The following is a 16,844-nucleotide window of genomic DNA, read 5'->3' on the forward strand; positions in this document are numbered from 1 at the left end:
TTACTTCCTGAATACATAATTTCCGCGAATTTTGCGCCATAACCCAAACACATCTGTGCGGGGAAAGATGGCGATCCGGCGGATCTGGAAAGGGTCATGGTGCATTGCTTTGGGGCCGCTATTGGTAGCAACGGCAAAACGATACCCGGCGGTGATAGCCTGCTCCTTGGCACTCTCGTTCATATCTCCGTAAGGGTAGGCGAACGAGAGCAACGGATGACCAAGCAGGGCCTCCAGTTGGCGTTTATTCTCCTGAATTTCATGGGCTTGTTGTTCGGGTGTGAGCTTGCTCAAGCGGGGATGGGTCAGGGTATGACCACCAATTTCTACATAACCGCTGGCGGCCAACGCCTTGACCTGCTCACCACTCATCAATGAGACCCTGGTATCCGGATTGGTCGGATGTTCCACATCCCAACGGTTATAGCCTTCACCGGTGACCACGTACACCACGGCTTTATAACCATATTTTTCCAGCAGCGGCAGCATGCGGGTCAGGTTGTCCTGATAGCCGTCATCGGCGGTGATCATCAGGTACTTCTTGCCGTATTGCAGACGGTGGATAAAGCCTTTGTCCGCCAAATCACTAAACGTCAGGGTTTCGTAGCCGAGCCACTTCATCAGGCGCAGATGCTTCTCGAACATAGCGATCGGCATCCAGGTGCCGTGCACCCCTTTCTCGCTATCCTGCTCGATAAAGCGGTGGTACATGATGACGGGCATCTCGCGGCGCAGGGTTTCGACTACGGCATCCTGATAGATGGTTTCGAGGCCGGATACTACCCCCCGCAAGCCATACTCATCCTGAATGCGTTGGCGAATGGCTTCCGGCACCACCTTGCTTGCGAGGGCCGATTCGATTTCGCCCTTCAGCGCGGCAAAATCGATGGCCAGATCCTTGGGGCCGATATCGCCAAAATTACTCGCCAGAGCATCATCCAGATTCTGTTCGGTCACCAGACCAATGGCCCTGGCTTCACCAATGGCAAAGGCGGGTCGACCACAGAGCAGTGCTTCCATCGCAACCCGACCCGCGCCGATCACCAGATCGCAACTCGCCAGCAGAGCGGGCACATCGTCAACATAGCCAACAAACTCGGCGCGTCCTTCGAAACGGGCAAAGCGCTCTGGCACCTTGGTACCGCTGACAATCTGCACTCGACAGGCATCCAGATCGAGCACTTCGTCGAGCAGACGGTAACAGAGCTCCCCCTTGGGGCCGCTCAGGCGCCCGATGATGGCAATCACCGGCTTTGGATTATCCGGCGCAGGCACAGGCTGGAATTTGTCGGTTTCGATACCGTTGCGCAGCACCTGCACGATCGCGGGATCCACCCCCAGATTGTCGACAATCTGATGGGCAATATCCTCACAAACGGCAACCGCCCTAAGCCCAAGGGCATGGAATGCCTTGCGCGAAGCGTGCACCGGCTGGCGACCATGAACCGTGGTAATCATTGGTGTGCCAGTCAGTTTGCAAGCGACATAGCTGCTCCAGCCGGAGGCGCGGGAGTGAGCATGCACCAACTGGATATGGTGCTTCTTGATGAGATAGATGAGGTAAAAGACGTGCCAGAAGCGGCGCAGAATGCTGCGCTTGTTGAATCTCAGCTTGAAGACGGGACCAAGCGTCGGCTTGGTCAGGGTATCAGAAACATAAAAGACGTTGTGACCACGCCGGGTCAGTTCGTTACCGACCGTGGTGGCATAGACCTCAGCTCCCGTTACCTCGAGCTGGGAGAGTGCCATCAATATATTCACCCTACACCTCCGTTCGCAAGACTCGAATGAAGAGTGCAACTGGAAGGATGTTTGCTCTCCCCATCTAATAATTGCTCGATCTGCCTCATACTCTCTCGGAGATTGAAAATCTTGGCTCGCTCCTTCGATAAGGAACTATATGTTGATAGCATTTTTTGATTTTCAATCATTTTTCGTATTGCCAATGCAAGCGCATTTGCATCCCCGACAGGAACGAGAACACCATATTTCCCGCCATCGAGAGCTTCATTAGGTCCAGTACAATTTGTCGATACAATGGCCTTCCCCAATGCCATTGCTTCTACGAGTACAACTGGGTAACCCTCATAATGTGAGGACATAACGAATAGATCGCCATCAGCAAGATATGGATATGGATTTTCCTTGAATCCAAGTAATTTCGTACTATCACCAATATTATTAATATTGATAAATGACTCTAACCCAGCTCTATCATCACCTTCTCCCAAAATAGTAAGGTGATATTTAACCCCTGCATCAATATTTATTTTATGAGCAGCCAGCAAGATGTCAAATCCTTTCTGGGCATTGCATAGCCGTCCAATAGCAATAACTTTTATTTTCCCCTCACTCGTAATAGGCTCATGACTTTTCCGCATTATGCCTTCTATATCAACAGGGTTATAAACCACTTGAGTATATGGTTTCACTTCAGGATACAATTTCAATAATGCATTCTGTGCACCTTTAGAGACACAGACAATGTTATCCATTTTTTTATAAACGGTACGCTCAATTTTTCTGGAGAGAATTTGATGGCACAACAAGTCTATATGGACCCATGCTATCTTTCGAACAACAGAATTCAGGTGCGATAACAACAGAGAGCTATTCCCTTCCAAAAATGCGATACCAACATCATATCGTTCATTGAATACGATATTTGCTAACCACTTGCTATTTAGCACGAAATTCCACCAGCGTTTTTTAATAGAGAAAAAAATTCTACGCTGAAACAACCCCGATGGTTCGGTCGGCAACAGAAATTCTACTTTTACATTTTTAGGAACTTGAGATAAATATACACCCTCACGCCTTAATAACAGCAGCGTAATAGCGTATTTACTAAAATCCAAACGCTTAAGCGTTTCAATAAGGACCTTTTCGGCGCCTCCTCCGCCCAATGTTTCCATTATAAATAAAACTTTTTTCTTCATGCTAACCACATAGGAAATAATGAAAAAGCCGCCTCATTGGCGGCCATTCCGCAAAAGCGAATAATCAGGCCCGGTTGAGCCAGGTCATGTAATCCGCTACCCCTTCGGCAACGGTTTTAAACTCGGCGTCATAACCCACGCTGCGCAGCTTGGTCATGTCAGCCTGGGTGAAGCTCTGGTAGCGACCCTTGAGGTGATCCGGGAAGGGAATGTACTCGATGGAACCCTTCTGATGATGCTTGATCACCGCTTCGGCCACGTTCTGGAACGGCTCGGCACGGCCGGTACCGCAGTTGAAGATGCCGGAGTGCTGCGGGTTCTGCCAGAACCAGAGGTTTACCTTGCAGACGTCGTCGATATAGATGAAGTCACGCATCTGACCACCGTTCGGGAAGCCATCGCAACCTTCGAACAGCTTGGGATTCTCGCCCTTCTTCACCTGGGTATTGAGGTGGAAGGCGACGGAAGCCATGGAGCCTTTGTGCTGCTCGCGCGGGCCGTAGACGTTGAAGTACTTGAGGCCAACGACCTGAGAGTTGATCTCCGGCATCCAGCGGCGCACGTACTGGTCAAACAGCTGCTTGGAGTAGCCGTAGACGTTGAGCGGCTGTTCGAACTTGGGATCTTCGATGAAGTTGTCGTTGCGGCCACCGTAGGTCGCGGCAGAAGAGGCGTAAATGAACGGGATTTCACGCTCGATGCAGTAGTGGAACAGATCCTTGGAGTACTCGTAGTTGACCTCCATGATGAACTTGCCGTTCCACTCGGTGGTAGCAGAGCAGGCGCCTTCGTGGAAGATCACTTCGATGCCGTTGTCCCACTCTTCAAACTCGTCACCGGAGACGATGCGCGCCTGAAACTCGTCTTTGTCCATGTAGTCAGCGATGGTCAGATCGACCAGGTTGACGAACTTGGTGCCGTCGGTCAAGTCATCAATGACCACGATATCGGTCCGTCCTTGAGCGTTCAGCTGCTTGACCAGATTGCTGCCGATAAAGCCAGCACCGCCAGTTACTACGATCATGGAGTTTGCCTCTCGTACGTTGATGGCTACATGTGACTGCTTGTTAAAGCTGTGTATAGTGAGCCAATTTGAAATTGCCGAAAAGTTTATCACGGGCCGTCCGGGGATTCGACCTTGTTCAAAACTGCCCCGAGCGGAACCTGTTGGAGGAATGAGTGATGAAAACCAGAGACAGGATCATTCACAGCGCGACCGAGCTGTTCAACGATCAGGGTGAACGCAACATCACCACCAACCACATTGCGGCGCACATGGGTATCAGCCCGGGCAACCTCTACTACCACTTCCGCAATAAAGAAGACATCATCCACTCCATCTTCGACCAGTATGCCCGTCACCTGAGCGAGAGCTTCGTGCCGACCCGCAACCGTGAAATCACTCTGCAGGATCTGATGGGCTATCTCGATGCCATCTTCTATCTGATGTGGCAGTTCCGCTTCTTCTACGCCAACCTGCCGGACATCCTGAGCCGTGACGAACCGCTGCAACAGAAGTACCTCAAGGCCCAGGAGCAGATGCGCTCCTCCGTGGTCGCCCTGCTCAGGAGTCTGCGCGAAGGCGGCATCATAGATGTCAGCGATGAAGACCTGCCAGATCTGGGCCAGACCATCAAGATGGTGGTGACCTGCTGGATCCCGTTCCAGATTGCCCAGGCCCCCAACACCCGCATCACCAAACCGCTGCTCTATCAGGGCGTGTTGAAGGTGCTGTTCCTGCTGCGCCCCTATGTGCAACCCCAGGTTGCCGGACAGATCCAGCAGCTGGAACAGCACTACCGCCAGCTGGCCCAACCAGCTGGGTGAGATCTGTTTCACATTTGTTGAATATCAGCACAATCATTTGAATTTACCGCAACAGATTGCAGTAAAATGTCGCCCTCTGTTGATACGCAGCTGAAATAGCCACTAAGGATCGAGGATGTCTAACGGATTCTATCGTCACCTGACCGAGCAACTGAACCAGGTGCAAGCTGAAGGGTTGTACAAGCAGGAGCGCATCATCACCTCCGCCCAGCAGGCCAGCATCGCCGTCGGCGGTGAGCAGGTACTGAACTTCTGTGCCAACAACTATCTTGGGCTGGCCAACCACCCGGATCTGATCGCTGCCGCCCATCAGGGACTCGACAGCCACGGCTTCGGCATGGCCTCGGTGCGCTTCATCTGTGGCACCCAGGATCAGCACAAAGCGCTGGAGCAGAAGATGTCTGCCTTCCTCGGCACCGAAGATACCATCCTCTACTCCTCCTGTTTCGATGCCAATGGCGGTCTGTTCGAGACCCTGTTCGGCGCCGAAGATGCCATCATCTCCGATGCCCTCAACCACGCCTCCATCATCGACGGCGTGCGGCTGTGCAAGGCCAAGCGTTATCGCTACGCCAACAACGACATGGCCGAACTGGAAGCCCAGCTCAAGCAGGCTGATGCCGACGGCGCCCGCTTCAAGCTGATCGCCACCGACGGTGTCTTCTCCATGGATGGGGTCATCGCCGACCTCAAATCCATCTGCGATCTGGCCGACAAATACGATGCGCTGGTGATGGTGGATGACTCCCACGCCGTCGGCTTTATCGGCGAAAACGGTCGCGGCACCCACGAATATTGCGGCGTGATGGATCGGGTCGACATCATCACCGGCACCCTGGGCAAGGCGCTCGGCGGCGCATCCGGCGGCTATACCTCCGGCAAGAAAGAGGTGATCGACTGGCTGCGTCAGCGCTCCCGCCCGTACCTCTTCTCCAACTCGCTGGCCCCCTCCATAGTCTCTGCCACCATAAAGGTGATCGACATGCTGGCGGAAGGTCACGACCTGCGCGCCCGCCTGAAAGAGAACAGCCGTTACTTCCGCGAGCGGATGAGCGCCGCCGGCTTCACTCTGGCTGGCGCCGACCACGCCATCATTCCGGTGATGCTGGGGGATGCCAAACTCGCCTCCGAAATGGCGAGCCGCATGCTGGCAGCCGGCATCTATGTGGTGGGCTTCTCCTTCCCGGTCGTGCCCAAGGGTCAGGCGCGTATTCGCACCCAGATGTCTGCCGCCCACACCCGCGAGCAGCTGGACAAGGCGATCGACGCCTTTATCCGCATCGGCCGTGAACTCGACGTTATCTGATTTGAATCAAGGGGCTGCAGCCCCTTTTTTCTGCATTCATATTGAAGGAACAGCCATGAAAGCACTCTCCAAACTGCACAAAGAGGTCGGCATCTGGATGACGGATGTGCCGGCCCCCGAGCTCGGCCACAACGATCTGCTGATCAAGATCCGCAAAACCGCCATCTGCGGCACCGATATCCACATCTACAACTGGGACGAGTGGTCCCAGAAGACCATTCCGGTACCCATGGTGGTCGGCCATGAATATGTTGGGGAAGTGGTCGCCATCGGTCAGGAGGTGCGCGGCTTCGCCATCGGCGATCGGGTCTCCGGTGAAGGGCACATCACCTGCGGTCACTGCCGCAACTGCCGCGCTGGCCGCACTCACCTCTGCCGCAACACCATTGGTGTTGGTGTCAATCGCCCGGGTGCCTTTGCCGAATATCTGGTGATCCCCGCGTTCAATGCCTTCAAGCTGCCGGACAATATCCCGGACGAGCTGGCCGCCATCTTCGACCCGTTCGGCAATGCGGTGCACACCGCCCTCTCCTTCGATCTGGTGGGTGAAGATGTGCTCATTACCGGGGCAGGCCCCATCGGCATCATGGCCGCCGCCGTCTGCCGTCATGTGGGTGCGCGCCACGTGGTGATCACCGACGTCAACGAATACCGGCTGGAGCTGGCCCGCAAGATGGGCGCCACCCGCGCGGTCAACGTGGCCAAGGAGAAGCTGGCTGACGTGATGAGCGAACTGGGCATGACCGAAGGCTTCGACGTGGGGCTGGAGATGTCCGGCGTCCCGAGCGCCTTCCAGGAGATGCTCGACAAGATGAACCACGGCGGCAAGATCGCCATGCTTGGCATCCCCCCCTCTACCATGGCCATCGACTGGAACAAGGTGATCTTCAAGGGGCTGTTTATCAAAGGGATCTATGGCCGCGAGATGTTCGAGACCTGGTACAAGATGGCCAGCCTGATCCAGTCCGGGCTGGATCTCTCCCCCATCATCACCCACAGATTCCACATCGACGAATTCCAGCAGGGGTTCGATGCGATGCGCTCCGGCCACTCCGGCAAGGTGATCCTGAGCTGGGATAAATAGGCCGTTTCACCCCTTGGTTACCCGAACCCCGGCGAATGCCGGGTTTCTTTTTATCTCCACCACCCAAATTGCCGTGATATCGGCCAAAACTTTGTACGCAGAGTGTTTAACACTTCACACACAAGCGTTTAAATGGCTGTAACTATTCGGTTATAATCCCGTCGTTTACATGGATAATAAAAGACTGCTGGGAGTATATGAGCGTGTTGAAAAAACTGAGCTATTTGCTGGCTGTCGGGATGACGGCCGCCAGCTTGTCTGGGGCAGTGCTTGCTGCCGATGAGATGTCACCGGAGGCCATTGCCGATCGGATCAAACCAATCGGTCAGGTCTATACCGCCAAGGATCTGGAAGGTATTGCTGGCGCGAGTGCTGCACCGACGGCGGCCGCCTCTTCCGGTCCCCGCGATGGCGAAACGGTATACAAGGGCGCCTGCTTTGCCTGTCACGACACCGGCGCCGCCGGTGCCCCCAAACGGGGTGACAAGACAGCCTGGGATCCTCGCATCGCCCAGGGCATTGATACTCTCAAGAAACATGCGATTGAAGGCTTTACCGGCAAGTCCGGCATGATGCCTCCGCGCGGCACCTGTGCGAACTGTAGTGATGAAGAGATTGAAAACGCCATCCACTACATGATCGACAAGCTGTAAGTATTTGAAAGGGCCGCAATTGCGGCCCTTTCAATCTATCGGCTTCCGACTACTCTTGTAAGGTAGACATATCGGGAGTTGCACATGTCGGCCCAATCCATCGAACCCCACTACTCAACTCCTCTGTTGGCGTTGGTCTCTGCCATTATGGACTTCCCGGCGCCACAAACCGCCACGTCTGACGATTACGATGCCCTGATCCAGCAGATTGACCAACTCTGCCCGCTGCAACATTTCGGCATGCTGGGCCTCTCCGATACCGGTCTGAACTGGCTTTACGCCTACAAGGTCAGCGATATCTTCAAGCAACAGCTGGGCCGTGAGCAGTCCCGCATCACCGATCAACTCACCCAGCTGGATGAAGCCGAAGGGTGGTGCGTCTTCCCCATCGAGCATGGCCAGATACAGTGGTTGCTGGCGCGTGGCACACCAGCCGACCTGCCAACCCTGCGTCTGCTGCTGGAGTGTCTGGCCAAACGGCTGACCGAAACCCAGGCGGGATCCCATCTCACCGAGCTCCCTTCACCGCTGATCCGCAAAGACCCGAACTGGAAAAAGAAAATCGAGAGCATCAGCCGCATCATGCGGCTCGCCAATACCCTGCCGGCCCAGGCGCTCTTCTCCCAACTGGAGGCGGTACTGCGCCAGATGCTCACCATCGAGGACATGCTGCTGGTCAGGCTAACCAGTCAGAAGCTGGAAAAGATCTACCCTGCCCATCCCCATCAGGGAGACGAGTTCATCAGCGGCTTGTGCCACAGCACCAGCAATATCGAGGTGAGCAGGGAGTCACGCTACTGGCACAGCATGCCGCTGCGGCTACAACAACAGTACTTCGCTCACTTCATCATCAGCACGGCTCAACCGCTGGAGACCGACGACAAGCTGTTTCTCGACTTTCTGCGTGGCCAGCTCACCCTGCTGCTGGAGCTGAGGCGGATCCGCCAGCAACTCAACGACATCAATACCGAGGACTCCATCAACCAGCGGCTGCAACAGCTGCGTCAGACCAACCTCAGGCTGCAAAAGCAGCTCAAGCAGCATCAGGAGCTGGAACGGCGGCTGCAATTCGATGCGCTTCACGACCCACTGACCCAGCTGCCCAACCGCGCGCTGTTGATGAACCACCTCAACCACGCCATGACCCACTACAACCGCTACAAATCGCCGGGATTCGCGGTGATTTTTATCGATGTGGATCACTTCAAGCAGATCAATGACACCCTGGGCCACAGCGCTGGCGATCAGCTGCTCAAGGAGGTGAGCCGCCGCCTGCAAACCTGCATCCGGCAAAACGATCTGGTGGCCAGACTGGGGGGCGACGAGTTTGTCATCTATCTGGACAGCAGCAAGAGCGACGATGACATCAGCCCGGTGCTCAACCGCATTATCAGCCGTCTCTCCTACCCGTTCCGGCTACTCGGCAACGAGTTGAGCATTACCGTCAGCCTTGGGGTATCGAGCGTCTCCGAGCAAACCTCAGATATCAGCCAGCTGCTCCATCAGGCCGATCTGGCCATGTATCAGGCCAAACGCAATGGTCGCAGTCGCATCGTCAGCTACTCGGATGATTGCATCAACCAGAACTGGAATTCGCCGGAAGAGATGCTGGCCAGAGCCCTGCGGGAGGGGCGTATCGTCCCCTACTTCCAGCCGGTGATCCGGCTGCAGGATAGCCGCCTGACCGGACTGGAGGTGATGGCGCGCTGGCTGACCGAGGAGGGGATTCTGAAGGATGCGTTCGACTTTATTCCGCTGGCGGAGCAGTGCGGCCTTATTCTGGAGCTGGATTACCAGATCCTGCGCCACACCTGTCAGCAACTGAAGAACTGGCTGCCAATCTCCGGGCAGAGCAAGTTCAAGGTCGCCATCAATCTGTCGGGCAAGCATCTGGTCAACCATGACCACATCATGCGGCTGATGGGAATTATCGAAGAGGAAGGGGTCGCCCCCGGCTATCTGATTTTTGAATTCAACGAGCGGGAGCTGTCGCGGCAAGATTCCGATGCGCTGGCATCCCTGCACGAGCTGCGCGCCAAGGGCATCCAGATCAGCCTCGATGATTTCGGCACCGGCTTCTCCTCCCTCAACGCTCTGTTCCACTTCCCGGTGGATTACATCAAGGTGGATGACAGCTTTACCCAGAGGATGCTGCAATCGCCCAAAGATTTGGCGCTGATCCGCGCCATGCGTGATATCTGTCAGGATCTCGATTACACCCTGGTGGTCGAGGGGATCGAGAACCAGCAGCAGTTGCAGAAGCTGATTGATATTGGCTGCAGGATGGGGCAAGGGCGCTATATCTCACCGCCCATGCCGGGAGCAGACATAGTACCGCTACTGACCCCGGCCAATCCTTAGGGTTAATCCTTCTTGAACAACGCCCGCAGGTTGGCAACACCGACCTGCCCCTTCTGCTGGCGCTCCTCGGCAGTCACCTTCTTCTGGTTCTCCCATTCAAGGTCATCCTGCGGCAGCTCCAGCAAGAAGCGGCTCGGCTCTGGCCGTACCGACTCGCCAAACTGACGCCGCTCCTTGCAGAGGGTGAAGGTCAGTTCGGTCTGGGCCCGGGTGATCCCCACGTAGGCGAGACGCCGCTCCTCCTCCACGTTGTCTTCATCTATGCTGGTCTGGTGGGGCAGCAAGCCCTCCTCCATCCCCACCATGTAGACATAGGGGAACTCCAGCCCCTTTGAGGCATGCAGCGTCATCAACTGCACCTGATCCGCATCATCTTCCCCCTCGTTGCGCTCCATCATGTCGCGCAGGGTGAGGCGAGTGACCACCTGAGCCAGCGTCATCGACTCCTCCAGCTCATCCCCTTCCAGCATCTCGGTGATCCAGCGATAGAGAGTAGAAACGTTCTGCATCCGCATCTCGGCCGCTCTCGGGCTGGGGGAGGTCTCGTAGAGCCACTCTTCGTAGTGGATCTCCTTGATCATGTCCCGCACCGCCTCCACCGGATTGCCACGCAGCGCTTGATCGCCAAGGCGTACCAACCAGTTGGTGAATGCCTGCAGGGCCAGGAGGCCCCGCCCGGAGAGGTGCTGCTCGAGCCCCAGCTCGAAGCTGGCGGCAAACAGGCTCTTGCCGCGCTGATTGGCATACTGACCCAGTTTTTCGAGGGTAGTGGGGCCAATCTCGCGGCGCGGCAGGTTGACCACCCGCAGGAAGGCAGTGTCCTCATCCGGATTCACCAGCAGCTTGAGGTAGGCCATGATGTCCTTGATCTCGGTGCGGGAGAAGAACGAGGTGCCGCCGGAGATGCGATAAGGAATCCGGTTGGTCATCAACGCCTTCTCGAAGATGCGCGACTGATGGTTGCCCCGATAGAGGATGGCGTAATCCTTGAACCGGGTGCGGTTCATAAACTTGTGTCCCATCATCTCGGCGGCGATCCGCTCCGCTTCGTGCTCCTCGTTCTTGGCGAACAGCACCTTGAGCTTCACCCCCTCATCCAATTCGGAGAAGAGCGCCTTGTCATAGACGTGGGGGTTGTTGGCGATCAGAATGTTGGCGCACTTGAGGATCCGCCGCTTGGAGCGGTAGTTCTGCTCCAGCTTGATCAGCTTGAGGCTGGGGAAATCTTCGCTCAGCAGCACCAGGTTCTGCGGCTTGGCACCTCGCCAGGAGTAGATGGACTGGTCATCGTCCCCTACCACGGTAAAACGAGCCCGCTCGCCGACGATCTGCTTCACCAGCTCGTATTGGCTGGTGTTGGTGTCTTGGTACTCATCGACCAGCAGATAGCGGATCTTGTTCTGCCAGCGCTCGCGCACCTCCTGATTGCTCTTGAGCAGCAGGGTCGGCATCACGATGAGGTCGTCAAAATCCAGCGCGTTATAGGCCACCATCTGCCGGTGATAACGTTCGTAGAGCTGGGCCATCAACACCTCTTCCGGCCCGCGAGCAATACGCATGGCGCGGGCCGGCAGGATAAGATCGTTCTTCCAGTTGGAGATTTGGCTGATAAGGGCCGAGAGCTTGTCCTTGTCGTTGTCGAGCTCGTCTTCAGTCAACTCTTTCAGCAGCGCCAGCTGGTCGGTGTCATCGAACAGGGAGAAGTTCGCCTTGAGATTCAGGCTCTTGTGCTCACGACGAATGATATCGAGACCCAGGGTATGGAAGGTGGAGACCATCAGCCCCCGCGCCTCCTTGCGACCCAGGGTCTGGCCGACCCGCTCCTTCATCTCCCGCGCCGCCTTGTTGGTAAAGGTGACCGCTGCTATGTTGCGCGCACTGTAGCCGCACTGCTGCACCAGATAGGCAATCTTGTTGGTGATGACGCGGGTCTTGCCCGATCCGGCCCCCGCCAGCACCAGGCAAGGGCCGGAAACATACTTGACCGCTTCGTTCTGATTGGGGTTGAGCTTCATGGGCCGGATCTCTTGGCTTATGATGAGGGGCGGCATTGTACCAGAAATCACCCGACGAGCCGTACCTGCTGCACGGCAGGCAACCGCCCATCGGGCTTATCCGCCTTGTGTTCGGGCGCTATTTTCAGGATCATGGCCGACCTTTCGAGATGATGACTTTTTCCAGATGATGAGGGGAGCATGAATCAGCAACAGCACGACCAACTGCGCAGCCAGTTTCCGGCCTTGGCGCAGGAGGTAAACGGCCACCCTCTGGTCTATCTGGACAACGCCGCCACCACCCAGAAGCCTCAAACGGTACTGGATGCCATCGCTCACTACTATCGGGCCGACAATGCCAATGTGCACCGCGCCGCCCATGCTCTGAGTGGCCGCGCTACCCGCGCCTTCGAAGCTGCCCGCGAAACGGTCGCCCGCTTTATCAATGCGCCTCGCAGCCACGAAGTGATCTGGACCCGTGGCACCACGGAGGCGATCAATCTGGTGGCCCAGAGCTGGGGGATGAGCGAGCTCAAGGCGGGGGACGAAATTATCCTCAGTACGCTGGAGCACCACGCCAATATCGTCCCATGGCAACTGGTCGCCCAGCGTACCGGCGCGGTGATCCGGGTGATCCCCCTCGATGAGCGGGGCGATCTCGATCTGGCCGCCTATCACGCAATGCTGGGGCCACGGACCCGGCTGGTGAGCGTGGCCCACGTCTCCAATGCCCTCGGTACCGTCAATCCAGTCAAAGAGATAGTGGCTGCCGCCAAGGCGGTTGGCGCCGTGACGCTGATCGACGGTGCTCAGGCGGTGGCTCATCTCGACGTCGATGTGCAAGCCATCGGTTGCGACTTCTACGCCTTCTCCGGCCACAAGCTCTACGGCCCGACCGGCATCGGTGTGTTGTGGGGCCGCACCGAGCTATTGGAGCGGATGCCGCCCTGGCAAGCCGGTGGCGAGATGATCGATCGGGTCAGTTTCAGCGGCACCACCTTCAATACCCTGCCTTTCAAATTCGAGGCGGGCACCCCCCATATCGCTGGCGCTATCGGCCTCGCCGCCGCCATCGACTTTGTGATGGCGCAAGATAGGGAATGGCTCGCCCAACATGAGCAGGCACTGACCGACTATCTGGTAGCTGGCCTGCAACAAGTGCCGGGGTTGCGTCTGGTCGGCGAACCCGGCCAACGCGCCGGTGCGGTCTCTTTCCTGCTCGACGACATCCACCCGCAAGATGCTGCTACCCTGCTCGACATGCAGGGTATCGCCCTGCGAGTCGGCCATCACTGCGCCATGCCGCTGATGGAATCGCTCGGGATCGGCGGCACCATGCGCGCCTCGCTGGCTTGCTACAACAATCGGGATGATGTCGACGTCCTGCTGGCCGCCCTGCACAAACTCTGTGACTTCTTCTAAGGCAGACAACCGAATGAGTGACCTCGCAAGCTATACCCAGATTGGCCTTGAGCCCAACGCCGACACCATCCGCCAGCAGTTTGCCGCCGCCCACGGCTGGGAGAACCAGTATCGGCTCATCATCCAGCTCGGCAAGCAGCTGCCAGCGCTACCCGCCGAATGGCAGCAGGAGGAGTTCCGCCTCAAGGGGTGTGAAAGCCAGGCTTGGCTGAAGGGAGAACAAAGCGAGGATGGCTGCTGGCACTTTGCCTGTGATTCCGATGCCCGCATCGTGCGTGGCCTCATCGTCATCGTGCTGGCAGCACTCAACCACCAATCGTCTGCGGCGATCCAGGCATTTGATATGGAAGGGTATTTCACCGAACTGGGACTTGAGAAACACTTGAGCCCGTCACGAGGTAACGGGCTCAGAGCTATCGTGCTGGCGATCCGGGAACAGGCTGTCTAACCCGCGCTGTTCAGTGATCGATTAGGCTTCACCAATCGACCCGGCTTCTTCATTCTCGCTCTCTTTCTCGGCGCGGGCCCCCCGCTCGGCAATCTTCTTCAATACCCGGGACGCGGCAACCAGCCCAAAGGTTGCCGTCACCGGTGTCACGGCGCCAAAGCCGGAGGCGCAATCCATCTTCATGGTGCCATCGCTGGCTGCCTTGGCCTGACAGGTGCCACCATTGCCATCCGGATAACTCAGCTGCTCGGTTGAGAAGACACACTCCACCCCGAATTTGCGCGCCGGATTCTTGCTGAAGTTGTGCAACCGGCGCAGGTCGGAGCGCACCTTGGCGGCCAACGGATCCTGAATGGTCTTGGCCAGATCGGCTACGGTGATTTGGGTCGGGTCCATCTGCCCGCCAGCACCACCCGCGACAATCACCGGGATCTTGTTGCGCTTGCAGAAGGCAATCAGCGCCACCTTGGCCTTGACCGAATCGATGGCATCCACCACATAGTCAAACTCTCGCTTGACATGCTCGGCCAGGTTATCGGCGGTGACGAAATCGTCCACCTCGATCACGTCGCAATCCGGATTGATGGCGCGAATGCGCTCGGCCATCACCTCGGTCTTGAGGCGACCAACCGTCCCCTGCATAGCGTGGATCTGGCGATTGGTGTTGGTGATGCATATATCATCCATGTCGATCAGGGTGATCTGGTTGATACCGGCGCGGGCCAGCGCCTCGGCCGCCCAGGAGCCCACGCCGCCGATCCCCACCACACAGACCTTGGCCTGGCTAAAGGAACGCAGTGCGCTCTGACCATAAAGACGGGCAATGCCCCCGAATCGCTGTAGATATTCTGCTTTCATACCACCACCTTGCTTGAGGGCGGCCATTATAACGACAACTAACACCAGCGGCGATGGCAGAAGCGGAGAAAATCGAGGAGGAAAAATGGAGAAACGGCAGGGAAGAGGGAATAAAAGGTCAATATTAAGGCGATTTACTGAATTGCAGGCAATAAAAAACCCCGCTCGATGAGCGGGGTTCTTAAATTGGGTGCCTGGCAGTGTCCTACTCTCGCATGGCGAATGCCACACTACCATCGGCGCTACCGCGTTTCACTTCTGAGTTCGGCATGGGATCAGGTGGTTCCACGGCGCTATGGCCGCCAGGCAAATTCTTAATCTAGAAAGCTGACGTGAATAACGACTAGGTCATTATCACTGAATTAGTAGTTCGCTTGGTATCTGTTACAAGCCTTAGAACACTTCTTGGGTGTTGTATGGTTAAGCCTCACGGGTAATTAGTATGGGTTAGCTCAACACATCACTGCGCTTACACACCCCACCTATCAACGTTGTGGTCTCCAACGGCCCTTTAGGACCCTCAAGGGGTCAGGGATGACTCATCTCAGGGCTCGCTTCCCGCTTAGATGCTTTCAGCGGTTATCGATTCCGAACTTAGCTACCGGGCAGTGCCACTGGCGTGACAACCCGAACACCAGAGGTTCGTTCACTCCGGTCCTCTCGTACTAGGAGCAACTCCCTTCAATCATCCAACGCCCACGGCAGATAGGGACCGAACTGTCTCACGACGTTCTGAACCCAGCTCGCGTACCACTTTAAATGGCGAACAGCCATACCCTTGGGACCGACTTCAGCCCCAGGATGTGATGAGCCGACATCGAGGTGCCAAACACCGCCGTCGATATGAACTCTTGGGCGGTATCAGCCTGTTATCCCCGGAGTACCTTTTATCCGTTGAGCGATGGCCCTTCCATTCAGAACCACCGGATCACTATGACCTACTTTCGTACCTGCTCGACCTGTCCGTCTCGCAGTTAAGCTGGCTTATGCCATTGCACTAACCTCCTGATGTCCGACCAGGATTAGCCAACCTTCGTGCTCCTCCGTTACTCTTTGGGAGGAGACCGCCCCAGTCAAACTACCCACCAGGCACTGTCCGCGAGCCCGATTCAGGGCCCTGCGTTAGAACATCAAACATACAAGGGTGGTATTTCAAGGACGGCTCCAGCGCAACTGGCGTCACGCCTTCAAAGCCTCCCACCTATCCTACACATGTAGGTTCAATGTTCAGTGCCAAGCTGTAGTAAAGGTTCACGGGGTCTTTCCGTCTAGCCGCGGGTACACCGCATCTTCACGGCGAATTCGATTTCACTGAGTCTCGGGTGGAGACAGCATGGCCATGGTTACACCATTCGTGCAGGTCGGAACTTACCCGACAAGGAATTTCGCTACCTTAGGACCGTTATAGTTACGGCCGCCGTTTACCGGGGCTTCGATCAAGAGCTTCGCTTGCGCTAACCCCATCAATTAACCTTCCGGCACCGGGCAGGTGTCACACCCTATACGTCCACTTTCGTGTTTGCAGAGTGCTGTGTTTTTGATAAACAGTCCCAGCCATCTGGTCACTGCGACTCCCAACTGCTCCATCCGCAAGGGACTTCACTGTCAGGAGCGAACCTTCTCCCGAAGTTACGGTTCTATTTTGCCTAGTTCCTTCACCCGAGTTCTCTCAAGCGCCTTGGTATTCTCTACCCGACCACCTGTGTCGGTTTGGGGTACGATGACTTGTAATCTGAAGCTTAGAGGCTTTTCCTGGAAGCAGGGCATCAATGGCTTCCACACCGTAGTGTGTTCGTCTCGTGTCTCAGTGTTGTGTCTCCGGATTTGCCTGGAAACACCACCTACGCACTTTCACCAGGACAACCGTCGCCTGGCCCACCTAGCCTTCTCCGTCCCCCCATCGCAATTACAAGTCGTGCAGGAATATTAACCTGCTTCCCATCGACTACGCC

General features: G+C 56.4%; 12 protein-coding genes and 2 rRNA genes (1 of these 14 cut by a window edge). 7 read left to right on the forward strand and 7 right to left on the reverse strand.

Going from position 1 to position 16,844, the window contains the following annotated elements:
• From I6L34_RS10215 to rfaD, 3 genes are all read right to left on the reverse strand, one after another.
• Complete coding sequence (locus tag I6L34_RS10215) at positions 1 to 1,761, reverse strand: polysaccharide deacetylase family protein (RefSeq protein WP_058059340.1); 1,761 nt, start codon at positions 1,759 to 1,761, stop codon at positions 1 to 3.
• The gene (locus tag I6L34_RS10220) at positions 1,758 to 2,939 is read right to left on the reverse strand and encodes a glycosyltransferase (protein WP_216956746.1); all 1,182 of its coding nucleotides are present in this window, start codon (positions 2,937 to 2,939) and stop codon (positions 1,758 to 1,760) included. The genes I6L34_RS10215 and I6L34_RS10220 overlap by 4 nt, the downstream gene beginning before the upstream one ends.
• Before the next feature lie 64 nt (positions 2,940 to 3,003).
• On the reverse strand, positions 3,004 to 3,963 hold the full coding sequence (gene rfaD / locus I6L34_RS10225; RefSeq protein ID WP_216956748.1) for an ADP-glyceromanno-heptose 6-epimerase: 960 nt from the start codon (positions 3,961 to 3,963) through the stop codon (positions 3,004 to 3,006).
• Positions 3,964 to 4,121: 158 nt separating this feature from the next.
• Between rfaD and I6L34_RS10230 the strand changes: the two genes are divergently transcribed.
• The 5 genes from I6L34_RS10230 (at position 4,122) to I6L34_RS10250 (ending at position 10,170) form a co-directional block, all read left to right on the forward strand.
• Positions 4,122 to 4,766, forward strand: coding sequence for a TetR/AcrR family transcriptional regulator (locus tag I6L34_RS10230; protein ID WP_005340848.1), 645 nt, complete (start codon positions 4,122 to 4,124; stop codon positions 4,764 to 4,766).
• Positions 4,767 to 4,881: 115 nt separating this feature from the next.
• Positions 4,882 to 6,072, forward strand: coding sequence for a glycine C-acetyltransferase (locus I6L34_RS10235; RefSeq protein WP_216956750.1), 1,191 nt, complete (start codon positions 4,882 to 4,884; stop codon positions 6,070 to 6,072).
• Between the two features lie 55 nt (positions 6,073 to 6,127).
• Positions 6,128 to 7,156, forward strand: coding sequence for an L-threonine 3-dehydrogenase (tdh, locus tag I6L34_RS10240; RefSeq protein ID WP_005340852.1), 1,029 nt, complete (start codon positions 6,128 to 6,130; stop codon positions 7,154 to 7,156).
• A gap of 197 nt (positions 7,157 to 7,353) precedes the next feature.
• Positions 7,354 to 7,809, forward strand: coding sequence for a cytochrome c5 family protein (locus I6L34_RS10245; protein WP_058059337.1), 456 nt, complete (start codon positions 7,354 to 7,356; stop codon positions 7,807 to 7,809).
• Positions 7,810 to 7,893: 84 nt separating this feature from the next.
• On the forward strand, positions 7,894 to 10,170 hold the full coding sequence (locus I6L34_RS10250) for a bifunctional diguanylate cyclase/phosphodiesterase (RefSeq protein WP_043821401.1): 2,277 nt from the start codon (positions 7,894 to 7,896) through the stop codon (positions 10,168 to 10,170).
• Between the two features lie 2 nt (positions 10,171 to 10,172).
• Here I6L34_RS10250 and rep read toward each other — a convergent pair whose 3' ends face one another.
• Positions 10,173 to 12,185 carry a DNA helicase Rep gene (gene rep, locus I6L34_RS10255; protein ID WP_058059336.1) on the reverse strand — a complete coding sequence of 671 codons (2,013 nt, stop codon included), beginning with the start codon at positions 12,183 to 12,185 and terminating at the stop codon, positions 10,173 to 10,175.
• A 180-nt stretch (positions 12,186 to 12,365) separates the two neighbouring features.
• On the opposite strand from rep, the gene I6L34_RS10260 reads away from it, so the two are divergent.
• Together I6L34_RS10260 and I6L34_RS10265 are read left to right on the forward strand one after the other, a co-directional pair.
• On the forward strand, positions 12,366 to 13,586 hold the full coding sequence (locus I6L34_RS10260) for an aminotransferase class V-fold PLP-dependent enzyme (RefSeq protein ID WP_058056433.1): 1,221 nt from the start codon (positions 12,366 to 12,368) through the stop codon (positions 13,584 to 13,586).
• A gap of 13 nt (positions 13,587 to 13,599) precedes the next feature.
• Positions 13,600 to 14,034: a SufE family protein gene (locus tag I6L34_RS10265; protein WP_058056434.1), complete on the forward strand. Its 435-nt coding sequence runs from the start codon at positions 13,600 to 13,602 to the stop codon at positions 14,032 to 14,034.
• 21 nt (positions 14,035 to 14,055) lie between these two features.
• Here the strand turns inward: I6L34_RS10265 and tcdA are convergent, their stop codons facing one another.
• The 3 genes from tcdA to I6L34_RS10280 all read right to left on the reverse strand — a co-directional run.
• A complete protein-coding gene (gene tcdA / locus I6L34_RS10270; protein ID WP_058056435.1) occupies positions 14,056 to 14,892 on the reverse strand; it encodes a tRNA cyclic N6-threonylcarbamoyladenosine(37) synthase TcdA in 837 nt (278 codons plus the stop codon).
• Positions 14,893 to 15,084: 192 nt separating this feature from the next.
• Positions 15,085 to 15,199 (reverse strand): 5S ribosomal RNA (gene rrf, locus I6L34_RS10275).
• Positions 15,200 to 15,308: 109 nt separating this feature from the next.
• A 23S ribosomal RNA gene (locus tag I6L34_RS10280) occupies positions 15,309 to 16,844 on the reverse strand (it continues 1,354 nt past the right edge of the window).

This window comes from Aeromonas sp. FDAARGOS 1404, assembly GCF_019047085.1.
In the GTDB taxonomy this organism is placed as follows: domain Bacteria; phylum Pseudomonadota; class Gammaproteobacteria; order Enterobacterales; family Aeromonadaceae; genus Aeromonas; species Aeromonas veronii.

Excerpts from the sequence above, each read along its gene's own strand:
- I6L34_RS10220 (WP_216956746.1), bottom strand. The coding sequence starts at position 2,939 with ATGAAGAAAAAAGTTTTATTTATAATGGAAACATTGGGCGGAGGAGGC.
- rfaD (WP_216956748.1), bottom strand. The coding sequence starts at position 3,963 with ATGATCGTAGTAACTGGCGGTGCTGGCTTTATCGGCAGCAATCTGGTC.
- I6L34_RS10230 (WP_005340848.1), top strand. The coding sequence starts at position 4,122 with ATGAAAACCAGAGACAGGATCATTCACAGCGCGACCGAGCTGTTCAAC.
- I6L34_RS10235 (WP_216956750.1), top strand. The coding sequence starts at position 4,882 with ATGTCTAACGGATTCTATCGTCACCTGACCGAGCAACTGAACCAGGTG.
- tdh (WP_005340852.1), top strand. The coding sequence starts at position 6,128 with ATGAAAGCACTCTCCAAACTGCACAAAGAGGTCGGCATCTGGATGACG.
- I6L34_RS10245 (WP_058059337.1), top strand. The coding sequence starts at position 7,354 with ATGAGCGTGTTGAAAAAACTGAGCTATTTGCTGGCTGTCGGGATGACG.
- I6L34_RS10250 (WP_043821401.1), top strand. The coding sequence starts at position 7,894 with ATGTCGGCCCAATCCATCGAACCCCACTACTCAACTCCTCTGTTGGCG.
- rep (WP_058059336.1), bottom strand. The coding sequence starts at position 12,185 with ATGAAGCTCAACCCCAATCAGAACGAAGCGGTCAAGTATGTTTCCGGC.
- I6L34_RS10260 (WP_058056433.1), top strand. The coding sequence starts at position 12,366 with ATGAATCAGCAACAGCACGACCAACTGCGCAGCCAGTTTCCGGCCTTG.
- I6L34_RS10265 (WP_058056434.1), top strand. The coding sequence starts at position 13,600 with ATGAGTGACCTCGCAAGCTATACCCAGATTGGCCTTGAGCCCAACGCC.
- tcdA (WP_058056435.1), bottom strand. The coding sequence starts at position 14,892 with ATGAAAGCAGAATATCTACAGCGATTCGGGGGCATTGCCCGTCTTTAT.